This window comes from Terrisphaera buseokensis (assembly GCF_047521145.2).
GTDB lineage: Bacteria > Verrucomicrobiota > Verrucomicrobiia > Opitutales > Opitutaceae > ER46.
Genome location: NZ_CM134186.1, coordinates 6,039,041 through 6,055,112 on the forward strand (window position 1 = coordinate 6,039,041; position 16,072 = coordinate 6,055,112).

Genomic DNA, 16,072 nt, shown 5'->3' on the forward strand with positions numbered 1-16,072 from the left:
AACCGCGGTTAAGCGAAAACGCCATCGGCAACCACGCCGGTGCGGCAAGAGGCAACGGATCACAGCTTGAACTTCACCCCGACGTTGGCGCCGTACTTGTAGTACTCGGCCTTGCGGAGGAGATTGCCGTTCTTCGTCCAGTGCATGATGTACGGCTCCTCGTTCACGTTGAGGATTTCGGCATAAACCGTGAGCTGCTTCGTGATCCGGTAGTTGGTGCTGAGGTCGATCTGGGTGTGGTCGTCGACCCACGTGTCGGTGGCCAGACTGCCGCCGATGCCGCCATCCTCGATGTACGGACTGCGATAGTTCAACGACACGCGCACGAAGAAACCGTACTTCTCATAGGAGATCGCAAGGTTGCCCATGCTCTTTGACTGGCGGGAGAACGGCAGGCTTTCGCCGGGCCGCGCGGCGCCGTAGTTGGCATCGCTGTCCGTCAGCGTGTAGTTGCTATAGAGACCGAGCCCGTCGAACGGCGACGGCAGCATCGTGAAATTCTGCTGCCAGGTAAGTTCGAGGCCGCGAAGCTTGGCCTTGGTGCCGTTGAGCGGCGTGCTGAGATCCGCGCCGCCCTGACCCGCGCGGGCCAGCGTCTGGCGGAAGATGAAATCCTTGATGTCCTTCGCGAACACGCCGACCGACCACACGCCGAGCGCCTTCGGATAAAACTCCACCGAGGCGTCGAAGTTGTTCGACTGATACGGACTCAGCTTCGGATTGCCGCGGGTCTCGAGATTGTTCGCGAGGTCGAGGCTGGCCGTGCCGGCGGAGTCGCCGTAGTTGGGCCGCGCGAGGCTCTGGTTGAACGATGCGCGCAGCTGCGCCTGCTTGCCCAGCTTGTAGCGGCCGTGGATGCCCGGCAGCCAGTTCGTGTACGAGCTGCTGACCGTGAGCGGGGTGAACGTCTGCGCGGCGGTGCCGGGACTCGCGACCGACCAGCCCTTCGTCTCGAAGTCCGTCTTCTCCACCCGCAAACCGCCGAGCACGGTGAGATTGCCCGCGGTCACGCTCATCATGCCGTACGCGGCCGCCACGTCCTCATTGGTGGTGTAGTCAACCGAACGCGAACCGAGCGCCGACGTGATCGGGTTCAGGGTGAACGCTCCGGGCGTGTTCCGGTAGTAGCCGTTGAACGCCACCGGATTGATGGTGATGAATGGCGTGGTGGAGTCGTTGCGGAAGCTGCTCACGCGCGCCAGGCCGAGCGCGCCGAGATTGACGGCGGCGTTGGCATTGTAGCGGAGATCCTCCGTATCCGAGGTTTTCTCACGCCCGCGGTACTTGGCGCCCGCCTTCCAGTAGCCGGACAGGTCGCCGAATTTCGTGTCCTGACGCACATTGAACGCGGCGGTGAACTCCTTGTCCTGCTGGAGCGAGTCGCGCACGCGATGGCTGTTCAGCGTGAAGCTGTTCGCCGTGATGGCCGTCTGGTAGGGGCCGCTCAGCACCGGCTTGTACGGATCCGCGAAATCGTACGTCCAGCTCGTGTTCGGACTCTGGAAGACATACTCGCTGCGATACGGGTCCGGCAGCTCAGCCTGGGAAAAGGCCGCGAGATAGTCGAAGCGCAGCGCGCCGCGGGTGTGTTCGCCGCCGGCGGTGACATTGTAGAAATTCTGATCCTCGGTGCGGTCCTTGATGTCGATTTGAATCGGGCGGCCCGTCACGGTGCCGCGCTTCGCGTCGATCACCGTCGTGGTCGCCGCGGTGTTGCGGAAGAGTTCGCGAAACCGGTTTTCCGTATCCGAAAAATGGTTGTACGTGCCGCGCAGGTAGAACGCGTCGTCCTTCGTCGGATGGAAATCGAGCGAGCCGCTCACGCCCTGACGCACGCGGCGGACCTGGTATTCCCGGATGTCAATGTTGCCGTCGGGAACCTGCACCCCGCTGCGCAGCACCCACGGCGTGCTGGCCTCGCTGTCGAGGGCGGCGTGCTTCTTCACCGAGTCGCTCAGCGAGAGCACGAAGCCCCACTTGTCGCCGGCAAACCGCTGCCCGTAGGTGAGGCCGAGCTTGTGGCCCCATTTTTCCGAGAAGTCGTTGTAGACGCCCTCGGCCGAAACGTTGAAGAGCCGGCCTTCCTGGCTGAACGCGGTCTTCGTCTTCAGGTTGATGCTGCCGCCGATGGCGTCGCCATCCATGTCCGGCGTGACGGCCTTGGTGAGCTCGATGCCGTCGAGAATCTCGGTGGGAATGGAGTCGAAGTTGACGCGCCGCGTGCCGTTCTCGGACGACGGAATGTTCACGCCGTTCAGCTGCGTGCTGTTCAAGTCCCCATAGAGACCTCGAATGGAAACAAAGCGCCCGTCACCCTGATCGCGCTCGAGGCCGATGCTGGACATGCGTTGCAGCGACTCGGAGGCATTGTGATCCGGAAAGCGTCCGATGGCGTCGGACGCGATCAGCTCCTTCAAGTTCTCCGACGCGCGCTGCAGGTTGAGCGCCTTGGCCTGGCCGCCGCGCGTACCCTCGACGGTGAACGCCTGCAACCGCACCACATCGCCGCCCAGGGTCGCGTTGACCAACGCGCGCTGTCCGGCGGCCACGACGACGGACTGCTCCTTGGTCGGGAGGCCGAGGTAGGAAATGCTCGCCGTATAACTGCCGGGAGAAACGCTGCCGAAATAGAAATCGCCCTCCCGATCGGTCGCCGTCTCGAGCCCGATGCCCTTGAGCGTGACCACCGCGCCCGGCAACGGTGCGCCGCCGGTATCGATGACTTTGCCCGCGAGGGAACCGCTCGCGGGTTGCGCAAACGCGGCCATCACAGACCAACTGAGAACAGCGAACAGAGGGGCGAACCGGCGAAAACAGCCGGCCCCACGCGAAGGGACAAACGCGACAGCAGGGGTATTCATGCTTGGTAACAGAGGGCGGAACGCCCGCGCGTCACCGGCGGAAGCACGGCAGACGCGAGAGCGCGGCGAGAAGGGGTATCTCGTGTAAACGTTTACATTTTGAAAACTGCCGCTGTCAATTTTTTTCCCTTTCGAGGCTGCTAGAGGGCGGAAAGCAGGCCGCCGTCGACGAAGAGAATCTGTCCGTTCATGAAATCCGAGGCGCGGGCCGACAGAAACACCGCGGCGCCGATCAACTCCCGCGGTTCGCCCCAGCGGCCCGCGGGCGTCCGGGCGCGGATGTAACGATCGAACTCCGGATCGACGGTGAGCGTGCCGGTCATGTCGGTCCGCATGTAGCCGGGGCTGATGCCGTTCGCCTGGATGTTGCGACCGCCCCACTCGACCGCCATCGCGCGCGTGAGCATTTTCAAGCCGCCCTTCGACGCCGCGTAGTTCGCGATCGTGGGCCGCGAGATCTCGGCGTTGAGCGAACAGATGTTGATGATCTTGCCGCAGCCCCGCTGGAGCATGCCAGGCACCACGGCCCGGCTGACGAGGAACGCGCTCGTGAGATTCACGTCGATGACCGCCTGCCACGATTCCAGCGGCATCGACTCCAACGGCGCCCGCCGGTGAATGCCCGCATTGTTGATCAGGATGTCGATGCCCGGGCCCGACGCGGCCGTGAAATCGGCCAGGCCGGCCGCGATCGCCGCGGCGTCGGTCACATCAAACGCCCGGCCCGTCGCGGTGAAGCCCTCGTCGTTCAGCCTGGCGACCGCCTGCGCCAGGCGGGCCGGATCGACGTCGTTCAGGACCACCTCGGCGCCGGCCACGGCGAGTCCGCGCGCGAGCGTCAAGCCGATGCCCTGCCCCGATCCCGTGACGAGCGCGCGGCGGCCACGCAGGGAAAACAATTCGGCAGCGGACAAAGCGGCGGGAACGGCAGTCACAGCCACACGCGTGGGGGAATCCGGGAACGCGGGCGAGTTGAAATGCGCGGATCGCACCCCTCCCGGCCGCCGCCACGACGCCACCGCACGGGGCGGGGCCGCCAGAATCCCATTGACCTCGACCCCGATGATAACGTTTACACTGCGCCTGGATTTTCCCCGCACCCCACCCCTTGATGCCCTCGGTCGACGCGTTGCTTCCCGGTCCTCGTGCCGGTTTTTCCTCGGGTTACACTCCGGTCACCCACGCCGCCGGACCCGACCTGCCCGCGGTCCCGGATCTCAAGATCGACTTTGGCCTGCTGCGCCTCGTGGTCGGCGAGGTTTACACGGAGACGCATGCGAGCGAAACGGTGTGGGTGCTGCTCAACGGCAGTGCCGAACTTGAGTTTCCGGGTCAGCGTGTGACGGTGAGCCGCAAGAGTCTGTTCGACGAACCTCCGAGCGCGCTCCATCTCGGCCCGCGCACGCCGGTCTCGGTGCGTCCCCTGTCCCTGGATACGGAGTGGGCCATCGTCCGCACGTCGAATGACCGCCAGTTTGCGCCCCGGCTCTACACGCCGGCCAACCTGCAGCCGGAGTACCGCGGCGCGGGCCTGGTCCAGAACGCCGCGCTGCGGAACGTCCGTCTCATCTTCGATCGCTCCACCCGCCCCGAGTCGAATCTCGTGCTCGGCGAAGTCGTGAACTTTCCCGGCCGCTGGTCGAGTTATCCACCCCATCACCACGTCCAGCCGGAGATCTATCATTACCGGTTCACCGCGCCGAGCGGCTACGGTCACGCCGAGCTCGGCGATGACGTGGTCAAGGTTCGCCACGGCGACACCGTGATCATTCCGCCGAACCTCGATCACGCGCAGGTGTCCGCGCCCGGCTACGGAATGTATTACCTCTGGATCATCCGGCACCTGCCGGGCAATCCCTATACCGGCTTCACGTTTGCCGAAGAACACAAATGGACGCTCGATCCAGCCCAGCAGGGCTGGCGTCCTTCCGATCTCCCTCCCGGGCTCGCATGAAAACCACCGTCACCCTCAACATGGCCGCCGCGCTGGTGCAGTTTCTCCAGCGGCAATACATCCGCCGCGACGGCGTCGAACACCGGCTCATCAACGGCGTCTGGGGCATTTTCGGCCACGGCAACGTCACCGGCTTCGGCCAGGCCCTCGAGGAACACGGCGGACGCGGCCTGCCCTATCTGCAGGCGAAAAACGAGCAGGGCATGGTGCACGCCGCCGTCGCCTACGCGAAGACGCGCCAGCGGCTCGGGACGTTTGCCTGCACGAGTTCGATCGGTCCGGGGGCGACCAACATGATCACGGGTGCCGCCGTCGCGACGGTGAACCGGTTGCCTGTGCTGCTGCTGCCCGGCGACATCTTCGCCAACCGCCGGCCGGGCCCGGTCCTCCAGCAACTGGAGTATCCAGGCAGCCAGGACGTGAGCGTGAACGACTGCTTCCGCCCCGTTTCGAAGTACTGGGACCGGATCAACCGGCCGGAACAAATCCTCACCGCGCTGCCCGAGGCCATGCGCATCCTCGCCGATCCGGCGGAGACCGGCGCGGTCACGATCGCGATGCCCGAGGACGTCCAGGCCGAGAGCTACGCGTACCCGGCGCACTTCTTTGAGAAACGCGTTTACACCGTGGCGCGGCCGGCCTGTCCAACCGACGACCTGCGCGCGGCTGTCGCGTTGATCCGTGCGTCCCGGCGCCCGCTGATCGTCGCCGGCGGCGGCGTGCACTACAGCGACGCCGTTGCGGCCCTCGACGCCTTCGCGGCCGCCACGGGCATTCCCGTCGTCGTCACGCAGGCGGGCAAGGGCGCGATCCTCGACGCGCATCCCTCGTGTCTCGGCGCGGTGGGCGTCACCGGCACCGCCGCCGCCAACGCGATCGCGCTCGAGTCCGATCTCGTGATCAACCTCGGCACGCGGCTGAGCGACTTCACCACGGCCTCGAAGAGCCAATTCCAGCACCCGCGCGTACGCTTCATCGGCGTCAACATTCACGCCGCCGACGCGCACAAGCACGGCGCGGTGCCGCTCATCGGCGATGCTCGCACCATCCTCGGCCAGCTCGCCCGCGCGCTCGCCGGCTGGCGCGTACCCGCGTCACATCGCGCAGCGGTGAAACGCCACCGCGCCACCTGGGACGCCACCCGCGCGACGCTCGTGAGCCCAAAGCGCGGCGTCACGCTCACGCAGGCGCAGGTGATCGACGAATTGAACCAGGCGTGCGGCACCGACGGCACGGTCATCCACGCGTCGGGCGGAATTCCCGGCGACATCCACAAGCTCTGGCGTTCGCAGGCGCGCGACGACTACCACTCGGAGTACGGCTACTCGTGCATGGGGTACGAGATCGCCGGCGCGCTGGGCATCAAGCTGGCCGCGCCCCAGCGCGAGGTGTATGCGTTTCTCGGAGACGGCAGCTACCTGATGCTGCACACGGAGATCGTCACCGCCGTGCAGGAGGGCCTCAAGCTCACCATCGTCCTCGTCGACAACCACGGCTTCGGCTGCATCCACGGCCTGCAGCGCGGCTCCGGCGGCAACAGTTTCGGCAACGAATTCAGGCACCGCTCCGGCGCGAACCACCGGCTCGAGGGCAAGCCGGTCGACGTCGATTTCGCCAAGAACGCCGAAAGCCTCGGCGCCACCGGCATCCGCGCCCACACCCGCGAAGAACTGCGGGCGGCGCTGGTCCAGGCGCGCGCCGCGAAAGGCGTCGTGCTGATCTTCGTCACCACGCCCGCCGACGTGCGGCTGCCAGGCTATTCGTGGTGGGACGTGCCAGTGTCGGCCACGTCGAAAGTCCCCGGCGTCCGCTCCGCCCGCGCGGCCTATGATCGCGCCGTGAAGAAACAAAGGTTCTACTACTAACGACCAAACCCTTGGGACAGAATGAACCGAATGGACCCTCTGCCACACGGCCCGGTGTCCGAACCATTCTGTTTCATTCTGTAAATTCTGTCCAAAGCCGAAATCCGTTTCCATGTCTTCTCCCGTCCACCTGCGCGACTGCCTCGTCGGCGCGAATCCCATCATCTGGAGCAACGACGATTTCAACGAACTCGCCGGCGACGTTCCGCTCGACACGATCCTGCGCGAGATGCGCGCCGCAGGTTTCGCCGGCAGCGAGTTGGGCCACGCGTACCCGCGCACCCCGGCCGCGCTCTCGGAGCCGCTGGCCCGCCACCATCTGCGCCTGGTCAGCGGCTGGCACAGCACGCACCTCGCCTCGCGCGATCTCGCGGTCGAGGAAGCGGCCTTTCGCGATCACCTGAGTCTGCTCAAAACGCTCGGCGCCCGCGTCGCGATCGTCGCCGAGTGCACGCGTTGCATCCATGGCATGCGCGAGGCCGCACTGGGTTTCGACGCCGCGCTGACGCCCCGGTTGACCGAAGCCGAATGGCCGCGATTCGTGGCGGGCCTCAAACATCTCGCGGGCATCGCCGCCGCCGAGGAAATGAAAATCGTGTACCATCACCACATGGGCACGGTGATCCAGGGCGAAGCGGATCTGGAGCGGCTGCTGAGTTCGGTGCCGGAAATCCAACTCTTGCTCGACCCCGGCCATCTCGCATTCGCCGGCATCGACCCCGTGGCGGTGGCCTCGCGCCATGCCGCGCGCATCGGCCACGTTCACCTCAAGAGCACACGCCCCGCAATCGTCGAGCGCGTGCGGCGGGAAAAGTGGTCGTTCTGTCGCGCCGTGACCGAAGGCGTATTCACAATACCCGGTGACGGCTCGGTGGATTTCCCGGCGATCTTTCGCATCCTGCAACAGGCCGACTACCGCGGCTGGCTCGTGGTCGAGGCGGAGGAGGATCCGGTGAAGGTGCCCGCGCTCCCGAAAGCCCGCCTCGCCCGTGCCTACGTCCGCGCCCACGCTGGCGTTTAGCGCCGGGATCGCAGGCCTTTTGCCCGCAGCTTCCCCATCCTGCAGACGAGACGCCTGCGCTCCCACCCTCCTCAACCCTTTTCTCCCATGATTCCCTCCCGCATGTCGCAGATGACGGCGCTCGGCGCCGACTGGTGGAACGATTCCGGCGTGCCGGCCGAGCTCAGCGAAGCCGTGGCCCTGGGTGCCGTCGGCGGCACTTCGAATCCGGTCATCGTCGCGCAGGCCGTCAAGGCCCAGCCCGCCCTCTGCCATCCCATCATTGATCGCCTCGCCGCCGAGCACCCGCACGACACCGAGGACGACATCGCGTGGAAACTCATCCACACGCTCGCGCTCGACGCGGCGTCACGGCTGATGCCGGTCCACGCGGCCACGCGGGGCGAGAAGGGTTTCCTCTCGGTGCAGGTGAGTCCGAAATACTACCCGAGCAAGGAACTGATGGTGGAACAGGCCACGCGACTGGCCGCCCTCGCGCCGAACATCGCGATCAAGGCGCCCGCGACCGCGACCGGTCTTGCCGCGCTCGAGGAGATGACCGCGCGCGGTATCCGAATTAATGCGACCGTGAGTTTCACCGTGCCGCAGGCGATCGCCGTCGCCGAGGCGATCGAGCGCGGCCTCAAACGCGCGCGCGCGGCGGGGCGCAATGCCGACGCCATCCGGCCCTACATCACGCTGATGATCGGCCGCGTGGATGATCATCTCAAGCGCGTCGCCGAGCGGGAGAAGATTGAAACCAGTCCCGGCATTCTCGACTGGGCCGGCATCGCGGTATTCAAAAACGCGCACCGGATATTCCAGCGGCGCGGGCTGCCCGGCACCCTGCTTGCCGCGGCCTACCGGCACGAGGGCCACTGGTCGCAAATCATCGGTCGCGAGGTGCTGCAGACCGTGCCGTACACGTGGTGGACCAAGTTCAATGTCGCCACCGCCACACCCACGCTAACGCTCGATCAACCGGTCGACGACCGCATCGTCGCCGAACTGCGCGCGAAGTTTCCCGACTTCGTCCGGGCGCACGACGAGAACGGCATGCCGGCCGAGGCGTTTCTCGGTTACGGCGCCACCGTGCACACCCTGAACCAGTTTCTCGGCGGCTACGCCGACTTGCTGGCGTCGGTGCGGGCGCGTATTCTTCCGATCTAAGCCGCGCCGCCGCGGTTCGCGTCCCAGCCATTTCCGTTTCGTCCCTCCCAAATCCCCTTCCCATGTCCACCACGCTCGTCCCCCACTTCATCGGCGGAGAATGGAATGCGCCGCGCTCCGTCACCACCACGCCGGTCTTCAATCCCTCCACGGGCGACGTCATCGCGGAGTGTCCGGTGGGCGGTCCGGCGGATGTCAACGCTGCGGTCGCCGCGGCCCACGCGGCTTTCGCCGGGTGGAGCGAAACACCGGCAGTCGAGCGCGCGCGGGTCTTCTTCCGCTATCGCCAGCTGGTCGAGCAGAACTTCGATCGACTGTGCGCGACGGTCTCGCGCGAGCACGGCAAGACGCTCGCCGAGGCCCGCGGTTCGGCGTTTCGCGGGCTCGAGAACATCGAGTACGCGTGCGGCGTGCCGTCGCTGCTGTTTGGTGACACGCTGGAAAACCTCGCGCGCGGCGTCGACTGCGAGACCGTCCTCCAGCCGCTCGGCGTGTGCGTGGGCATCACCCCGTTCAACTTCCCGGCCATGGTGCCGCTCTGGATGTACCCGCTCGCGATCGCGTGCGGGAATACCTTCATCCTCAAGCCGAGCGAGAAAGTCCCGCTGTCGGCCACGATTCTCGGCGAACTGCTGGAGCAGGCGGGCCTGCCCAAGGGCGTGTTCAACATCGTGCACGGCGGGCGCGAATGCGTGGACGCCCTGCTGACGCATCCGAAAGTGCGCGCGGTGTCCTTCGTCGGTTCGTCTCCAATCGCCAAATACATCTACGAAACGGGCACGCGGCACGGCAAACGCGTGCAGGCCAACGGTGGCGCGAAAAACTACATCGTGATCATGCCGGACGCCGACGTACCGAAGACGGTCGAGGCGCTGTCGACCGCGGCCTTCGGCTGCGCCGGCGAACGCTGCATGGCGGGCTCGACGGCCATCACGGTCGGCGCGGCGGCGGAACGGTTGCTGCCGTCGCTCGTCGACGCCGCCCGCAAGATCAAGGTCGGGCCGACTGATCGGGCGGCGCAGCCCGACATGGGTCCCGTCATCACGGCCCAGCACCGCGAGCGCGTGCTGAGCCTGGTCGCGAGCGGCGAGAAGGAAGGCGCGAAGGTCATCGCCGACGGCCGCGACGTGAAGGTCAGCGAGGCGCCGCGCGGGTTTTATCTCGGTGCCACGATCGTCGACGGCGTGCAGCAAACCATGACACTCGCCCGCGAGGAGGTGTTCGGCCCGGTGTTGAACGTGATGCGGATGGACGATCTCGATCGCGCGATCGAGCTTACGAACGCCTCGGCCTTCGGCAACGGCGCGGCGATTTTCACCAACAGCGGCAAGGCCGCGCGCGAGTTCAAGCACCGCGTGAAGGCCGGCATGGTCGGCATCAACGTCGGCGTGCCCGCGACCATGGCGATGTTTCCCTTCACGGGCTGGGACGACTCGTTCTACGGCGATCTGCACATCCAGGGCCGCGAGGCCGTGCAGTTCTACACCCAGCAAAAGGTCACGACGACCCGCTGGTTCGGCGAAGGCGTGGGCGACGTCTGGAAGAAGTGAGGCCGGCGTCACGCGGGGTGTCGGTCCGCGCCGCGGCGATGCGCGCGGATCATGCGACGTAAGCGGGATTGAATTTCAGGCGGCGAGGGGCAACCTCGACGCTTCCATCGCCACCCCATGAAATCCATCACCCTGGCCGCGCTTGTATTCGCCGCCGCCCCACTTGCCCTCCACGCCGCCAACGCCCTGCCGGCCGGCTTCACCTCGTTGTTCAACGGCCGCGATCTGAGCGGCTGGAAAGTACCCGCCGGCGACAACGGGCATTGGAAGGTGCTCGATGGCGTCATCGACTATGATGCCCGCAGCGAGGCGACGGGAGACAAGAACCTGTGGTCGGAAAAGGAGTACAAGGATTTCGTGCTGCGCCTCGACTGGCGGATCAAGGAGACGACCGGGTTGTATCCGGTGCCCACCGTGCTGCCGGACGGCACGCACAAGAAGGGACCGGACGGCAAGGACATCATCACGCCCACGCCGAACGCCGACTCCGGCATTTATCTGCGCGGCACGAGCAAGGCCCAGCTCAACATCTGGTGCTGGCCGATCGGCTCCGGCGAAGTCTACGGGTATCGCATGGACCAGAAGATGCCGCCGGCGGTGCGCGCCGGGGTGACGCCCAAGGTCAAAGCCGACAAGCCCGTCGGCGAGTGGAACAGCTTTGAAATCACCCTGCAGGGCGATCGCCTGACGGTGGTCTTGAACGGACAGACCGTGCTCAAAAACGCGGAGCTGCCGGGCCTGCCGGAGAAAGGCGCGCTCGCGTTGCAGCATCACGGCGGCTTCAAGGACGGAAAGTATTCGCCGGCGTCGAGCCTCGTGCAGTTCCGCAACATCAGCATCAAGGAACTGCCCGCGAAGTAAGTCGCGCCGAGTTGCCATTCTCCCCATGACGAAATCACTGCCTCCTTCCGCCGGTGAGCCCGCCGAGCGTATTCTGCTCGGACCCGGCCCCAGCCCGGTGCCGCAACGCGTCCTGCGCGCGCTGTCGGCTCCGACGCTCGGCCATCTCGATCCGCAGTATCTGGCCATCATGGACGAGACCTGCGCGATGCTGCGGGAGGTCTTTCAAACGAAGAACGCCCTGACCTTCCCCGTCAGCGGCACCGGCATGGCCGGCATGGAGTGCACTGCGACGAATCTCGTCGAGCCTGGCGACGAGGTCATCCTGTGCGTCAACGGCGTCTTCGGCACGCGCATGAAGGATGTCTTCGAGCGTTGCGGCGCGATCGTTCATCCCGTGGAGGCCGCGTGGGGCGACGTGATTGCATTCGAGCAGATCGCAGCGGCGCTCGCGCAGTTTCCCAAGACGAAGGTCGTGGGCATCGTGCACGCCGAGACCAGCACCGGCGCGCACCAGCCCATCGCCGGCCTGGCCGACATCGTGCACCGGAGCGGCGCGTTGCTGCTGGTCGACGCGGTGACGAGCCTCGGCGGTCACGAACTGCGCGTGGACGACTGGGGCATCGATGCGATCTACAGCGGCACGCAGAAGTGCCTGAGTTGCCCGCCGGGACTCTCACCCGTGAGCTTTGGCGAGCGCGCGCTGGCCCGCATGGATGCGCGCAAGACGAAGCCGCAGTCGTGGTACCTGGATGTCTCGATGCTCCGCAAGTACTACACCGGCGGCGGTGGCGGCGGCCGCGTGTATCATCACACCGCGCCGATCAACATGACCTACGCGCTGCGCGAGGCACTCACGATCGTGCTCGAGGAAGGGCTGCCGGCGCGAATCGAGCGTCATGCCGCGATGCACCAACGGTTGCGGAAGGGTCTCGCGGAACTCGGCCTCAGCTACATTCCGAAGCACTCGCTGCACACGTTGAATTGTATCCGAATTCCGGAGGGAGCGGACGATGCGGGTGTGCGCAGCCGACTGCTGGCCGACTACGGAATCGAGATTGGGTCAGGCCTCGGCATCATGGCCGGCAAGGCGTGGCGCATCGGCCTGATGGGCCACGGCTCGACGATTCGGAACGTCGACCTCGTGCTGGCCGCGTTGAAGACGATCCTGCGGTAGCGTCTCCCGCGGCAACGTCCGTCCCTGTAGACGGGGGCGACCCCACCCGGCCTGCAAAAAAGCTCCCGCGAATCACGCGAACGGGCGCGAATTTCAGTGGTGAAATTCGCGCCCGTTCGCGTGATTCGCGGGCTACTGATACCGATCGCTCCTTGCTTTTGGACTTCTGGATCGCTCGTAGCCACGGCTAAAGTCCAAAGGCAAAGAGCGATTGGTATGAATCGTTCCGGCTGAGCTTAAGCGGCCCGGGCGGCCTTTTCCTTCGGCGGGTCGCGGAAGAAGATCAGGAAGATAACCATCACCACGACGGCACCGATGGCCGGCGTCATCCAGATGCCGCGCCAGTCGTGTAGGATTGAACCCTGCGGCGTGGCGAGCTGGTGGGCGGCAAGAACCTTGCCGGCGAGCAGCGTGCCGACGAAGGCGCCCACGCCCCAGAGGATGAAGGCGATCAGGCCCTGCGCGGCGCCACGGATGCGTTCGTTGGCCTCGGCATCGACGTAGAGCTGGCCGGCGATGAAGAGGAAGTCGTAGCACACGCCGTGCAGCAGGATCGCACCGTAGATCATCGCCGTCTGCAGATCCGGCAGGCCGACGCTGCCCGCCAGCAGGAAGTACCGCGTGGCCCAGCACAGAATGCCGATGAAGATCGTGAGCTTGTAACCGAAGCGCCGCAGGAACACCGGCAGGAGAAACAGGAAGATCACGTCGGACACCTGCGCCAGCGAGGTCTTCACCGCCATGTAGTCCCACTTCAGTTCCGTGAGATAGATGCCCAGCATCACGAAGTAGAAGTACAGCGGGATGCAGATGAGAAACATGCAGACGATGAAGATCGCGAACGACGGCTTCTTCAGCAGCGCCAGCGCGTCGAAGCCGAGGATTTCGCCGATGCTCACGTTGGCCCCGGTTTTCTTGGGCGGCGTGTGCGGCAGGCTCAGCGCGAACAGGCCGAACAGAATCGAGACACCGCCCGCGAGGTAGAACTGCACCGCGGACTGTTCGCCCTTGATGAGGCTCAAGGTGACGAGGCCGCCAATCCAGCCGACGGCGGAAAAGATTTTCACCCGCGGAAAATCCGTCTTGGCGTTCTCGAGGTGGTGCAGCGAAAGGGAATTCCCGAGCGCAAGCGTCGGCACGTAGAGCGCGCAATACGCGATCAGCACCGGATAAAACACGGAGAACTGGTGCAGCTGGGGCAGGCAGCAGAGAAGCACGCCACCCAGGATGCCGAGCACGGCCAGGATGCGCTCCGAGGCGAAAAACCGGTCGGCAATCAAGCCGACGAAGAACGGCGAGATCATCGCGCCGATCGCGAACGCGCCGTACGCGGCACCGATCTGTTCGCCGCCGAACTTCAGGGTGTTCGCCATGTACGAGCCCATGCTCACATACCACGATCCCCAGATGAAATACTGGAGGAACATGAAGACCGAGAGCCGGAGCTTGATGGAGGATTGCGCGGGGGAGGACATGACGGGGTATGGGGCGGTTGAAGCGGACGCTGGAGTTGAGAGTTGAGGGCTGAGGGTTGAGAGAAGAGCGAATCGATGGACAGAGATTCGCAGCGGCGCTCAAACTAGCCGCCCTGCTACGCGATCACTCGATCCTCAGCTCTCAACTTCCCCTTGGGCTCAGTGCATCTCCACCTGGCAGGTGCCGAGGCCGCCGCGGTAGAAGTTGAACTGGACGTTGGGATGGTCGGCGAGGAGCGACATCGGCACCGCGCTGTCGGCGAGGCGGCGGCTGATCATCAGCGTGGTGAGCCGCTGGCCAAACGGACTGTCGTGCGTGCCGGCCTGCCAGATGGAAACCTTCTCGGCCTTCCACGTCTCCACCGGCCCCACAGTGATCGCCTTCGTCGGCACCATCGAGATGTTGCCGCCGCCCGACGTGCGCGCGTTCTGCGCGAGCGTCACGGGATGCAGATCCACCACGCGCGTGCCGAGCCGGCGGTATTCCGCGGGTGTCGGGGGAGCGTCGCGATAGGCGCCCTCGCGCTTCACCGGATCGTTGAACGCCCAGTGCTTCGTGTCGCCCTGCCCGCCCTGCATCACGGCGCAGCGCACGCCGTCCCAGGTTTTCGCATACGCGGCCACGTCGGCCTTCGGAAAGTGCATGTTTGCCGCCGGCATCGCCAGCTCGGGCCGGATGCGATCGAAACAGAGTTCGCGGTCGGCGCGCTCGAACGACAGCGGATGCGTCACGGGCACCTCGGCGCCATTCGCATACCATTCGTCCATGCCCCAGAAGTGCGCGGTCTTGAGCGAGAGGCCGAGTTCGTTGACGAGCCGCGCCACCAGCGGCAGCTGCTCCGTCGGTCCAATCGGACCGCAGATGCCGACGGGGTTGTCGGCCGTGGAACGGCGCCACGCGGTGATGTACTCGAGCGCCTCGGCGAGGTAGAAGTCCTCGAGCGTGTCGTAGAACACGACGCGAAAGCCGTCGCGGGAGAGCTTCGCCATGTCGGCGGGCGTCAGGCGGGCGGCTTCTTCAATCAAGGCACTGTCGAGGGTGGTGTAGTCCCACCAGTCGGGGGCAATCGTGCTGAATTTTCGGGGCATAACTGATTGGATACTTGGCGGAACTGAGGCAGTGGCCGGAAGGCAAGTCGAGCGTCGAGAAGCACGTCACACGCCGAGTCCGGCGCGTGAACCAAAATCATTCGCCGCGCAGCAGCGCCCGTTCATACGCCCGGTTCACGAGGAATTTTCCGCCCAGCGCCTCGCGCAACGGATCAGCGTCGGGCGCGCAGAAGCCCATGTGCGAATGGCGGCGCCACCCTTCCGCGACCTTGAAGCGCCCGGACATCTTTCCGACCACGCGCGCCATGTCCTCCATCTGGCGGAGGTATGAGTTCATGCCTTGCGACGCCTGCAGCCAGCCATGCTGGCTGCGATGACACGCGAGGGCCGCGAGCTTCTGCTCCTGCACCGTCGCCGTATCCACAAACGCCCCGGGCACGATCCGCCGACGGAGACCGTCGCACAAGCCGTGCGGCATCGCGTGATACACGGTGGCGTCGCCCGCCCAGGCCGGCCGCCGGGGCCGCGTGACAAAATTCGGGACCCCGCGGGCAAATGTCGCGCTCACCGCGAGCCGGCACGTGTTGGTGTGATCCTCCATGTAGTCCTGCGGTGAATGCGTGAGCACAATCGTCGGCTGCACCGTGCGAATCACCGCCGCCAGCCACCGCAGCAGCGGCACGGAGTAAACGATCTCGAGATCATCCGCCCCGCTGGGATGAAACCGCGCGTCGAGCACGGCTGCCGCCGCCTGCGCCTCACGTTTCCGGATTCGTCGCAACGCCGCCGGACCGTGTTCCAGGCTCCCGCACGAGCCGGTGGACACGTTGAGGTAGTGCGTGCGATAGCCCGCCTCCCGCAGCAGACAGAGCGTGCCGGCCATCATGAATTCGATGTCGTCGGGATGGGCGGCGATGGCAATGGCGCTGCGTTCAGCCATGGGAAGAATGGGATTCGACTGCGTTCAACAAAGGAAACGAGGGGCTCGCCGCGGTCCGGACCGGCCCGCGACGGAAGCCCGAGCTTTCAACCGCGCCACAGACACACGCAAGACCGATGTGACCGCACGAAAGTGGATCAGAGCGGTGCGAGGCTGAAAGTTGAGAGCCGCCCGTTGAGCGTGGCGCGAT

12 protein-coding genes are annotated in these 16,072 nt (G+C 65.6%); 7 read left to right on the forward strand and 5 right to left on the reverse strand.

Going from position 1 to position 16,072, the window contains the following annotated elements; all coding sequences use genetic code 11:
• Positions 1-59: 59 nt before the first annotated feature.
• Positions 60-2,768: a TonB-dependent receptor gene (locus ACLJEU_RS22670; RefSeq protein ID WP_414662820.1), complete on the reverse strand. Its 2,709-nt coding sequence runs from the start codon at positions 2,766-2,768 to the stop codon at positions 60-62.
• A 233-nt stretch (positions 2,769-3,001) separates the two neighbouring features.
• Positions 3,002-3,775, reverse strand: a complete 774-nt coding sequence (locus ACLJEU_RS22675) for an SDR family oxidoreductase (RefSeq protein WP_414662821.1) — start codon at positions 3,773-3,775, stop codon at positions 3,002-3,004.
• 197 nt (positions 3,776-3,972) lie between these two features.
• Between ACLJEU_RS22675 and ACLJEU_RS22680 the strand changes: the two genes are divergently transcribed.
• From ACLJEU_RS22680 to ACLJEU_RS22710, 7 genes are all read left to right on the forward strand, one after another.
• On the forward strand, positions 3,973-4,815 hold the full coding sequence (locus ACLJEU_RS22680) for a 5-deoxy-glucuronate isomerase (RefSeq protein ID WP_414662822.1): 843 nt from the start codon (positions 3,973-3,975) through the stop codon (positions 4,813-4,815).
• On the forward strand, positions 4,812-6,680 hold the full coding sequence (gene iolD, locus ACLJEU_RS22685) for a 3D-(3,5/4)-trihydroxycyclohexane-1,2-dione acylhydrolase (decyclizing) (protein WP_414662823.1): 1,869 nt from the start codon (positions 4,812-4,814) through the stop codon (positions 6,678-6,680). The genes ACLJEU_RS22680 and iolD overlap by 4 nt, the downstream gene beginning before the upstream one ends.
• A gap of 112 nt (positions 6,681-6,792) precedes the next feature.
• A complete protein-coding gene (gene iolE, locus ACLJEU_RS22690) occupies positions 6,793-7,701 on the forward strand; it encodes a myo-inosose-2 dehydratase (RefSeq protein ID WP_414662824.1) in 909 nt (302 codons plus the stop codon).
• A gap of 87 nt (positions 7,702-7,788) precedes the next feature.
• Positions 7,789-8,850 carry a transaldolase family protein gene (locus ACLJEU_RS22695; RefSeq protein ID WP_414662825.1) on the forward strand — a complete coding sequence of 354 codons (1,062 nt, stop codon included), beginning with the start codon at positions 7,789-7,791 and terminating at the stop codon, positions 8,848-8,850.
• A 62-nt stretch (positions 8,851-8,912) separates the two neighbouring features.
• Positions 8,913-10,400: a CoA-acylating methylmalonate-semialdehyde dehydrogenase gene (locus ACLJEU_RS22700; RefSeq protein WP_414662826.1), complete on the forward strand. Its 1,488-nt coding sequence runs from the start codon at positions 8,913-8,915 to the stop codon at positions 10,398-10,400.
• Positions 10,401-10,517: 117 nt separating this feature from the next.
• The gene (locus ACLJEU_RS22705) at positions 10,518-11,261 is read left to right on the forward strand and encodes a 3-keto-disaccharide hydrolase (protein ID WP_414662827.1); all 744 of its coding nucleotides are present in this window, start codon (positions 10,518-10,520) and stop codon (positions 11,259-11,261) included.
• Positions 11,262-11,286: 25 nt separating this feature from the next.
• On the forward strand, positions 11,287-12,417 hold the full coding sequence (locus ACLJEU_RS22710) for a pyridoxal-phosphate-dependent aminotransferase family protein (protein ID WP_414662828.1): 1,131 nt from the start codon (positions 11,287-11,289) through the stop codon (positions 12,415-12,417).
• A gap of 236 nt (positions 12,418-12,653) precedes the next feature.
• Here ACLJEU_RS22710 and ACLJEU_RS22715 read toward each other — a convergent pair whose 3' ends face one another.
• The 3 genes from ACLJEU_RS22715 to ACLJEU_RS22725 all read right to left on the reverse strand — a co-directional run bounded on the left by ACLJEU_RS22715 (position 12,654) and on the right by ACLJEU_RS22725 (position 15,882).
• Positions 12,654-13,892 carry an MFS transporter gene (locus ACLJEU_RS22715; RefSeq protein WP_414662829.1) on the reverse strand — a complete coding sequence of 413 codons (1,239 nt, stop codon included), beginning with the start codon at positions 13,890-13,892 and terminating at the stop codon, positions 12,654-12,656.
• 159 nt (positions 13,893-14,051) lie between these two features.
• A complete protein-coding gene (locus ACLJEU_RS22720; protein ID WP_414662830.1) occupies positions 14,052-14,981 on the reverse strand; it encodes a sugar phosphate isomerase family in 930 nt (309 codons plus the stop codon).
• Positions 14,982-15,078: 97 nt separating this feature from the next.
• Positions 15,079-15,882, reverse strand: coding sequence for a PIG-L deacetylase family protein (locus ACLJEU_RS22725; RefSeq protein WP_414662831.1), 804 nt, complete (start codon positions 15,880-15,882; stop codon positions 15,079-15,081).
• Between the last annotated feature and the right edge of the window lie 190 nt (positions 15,883-16,072).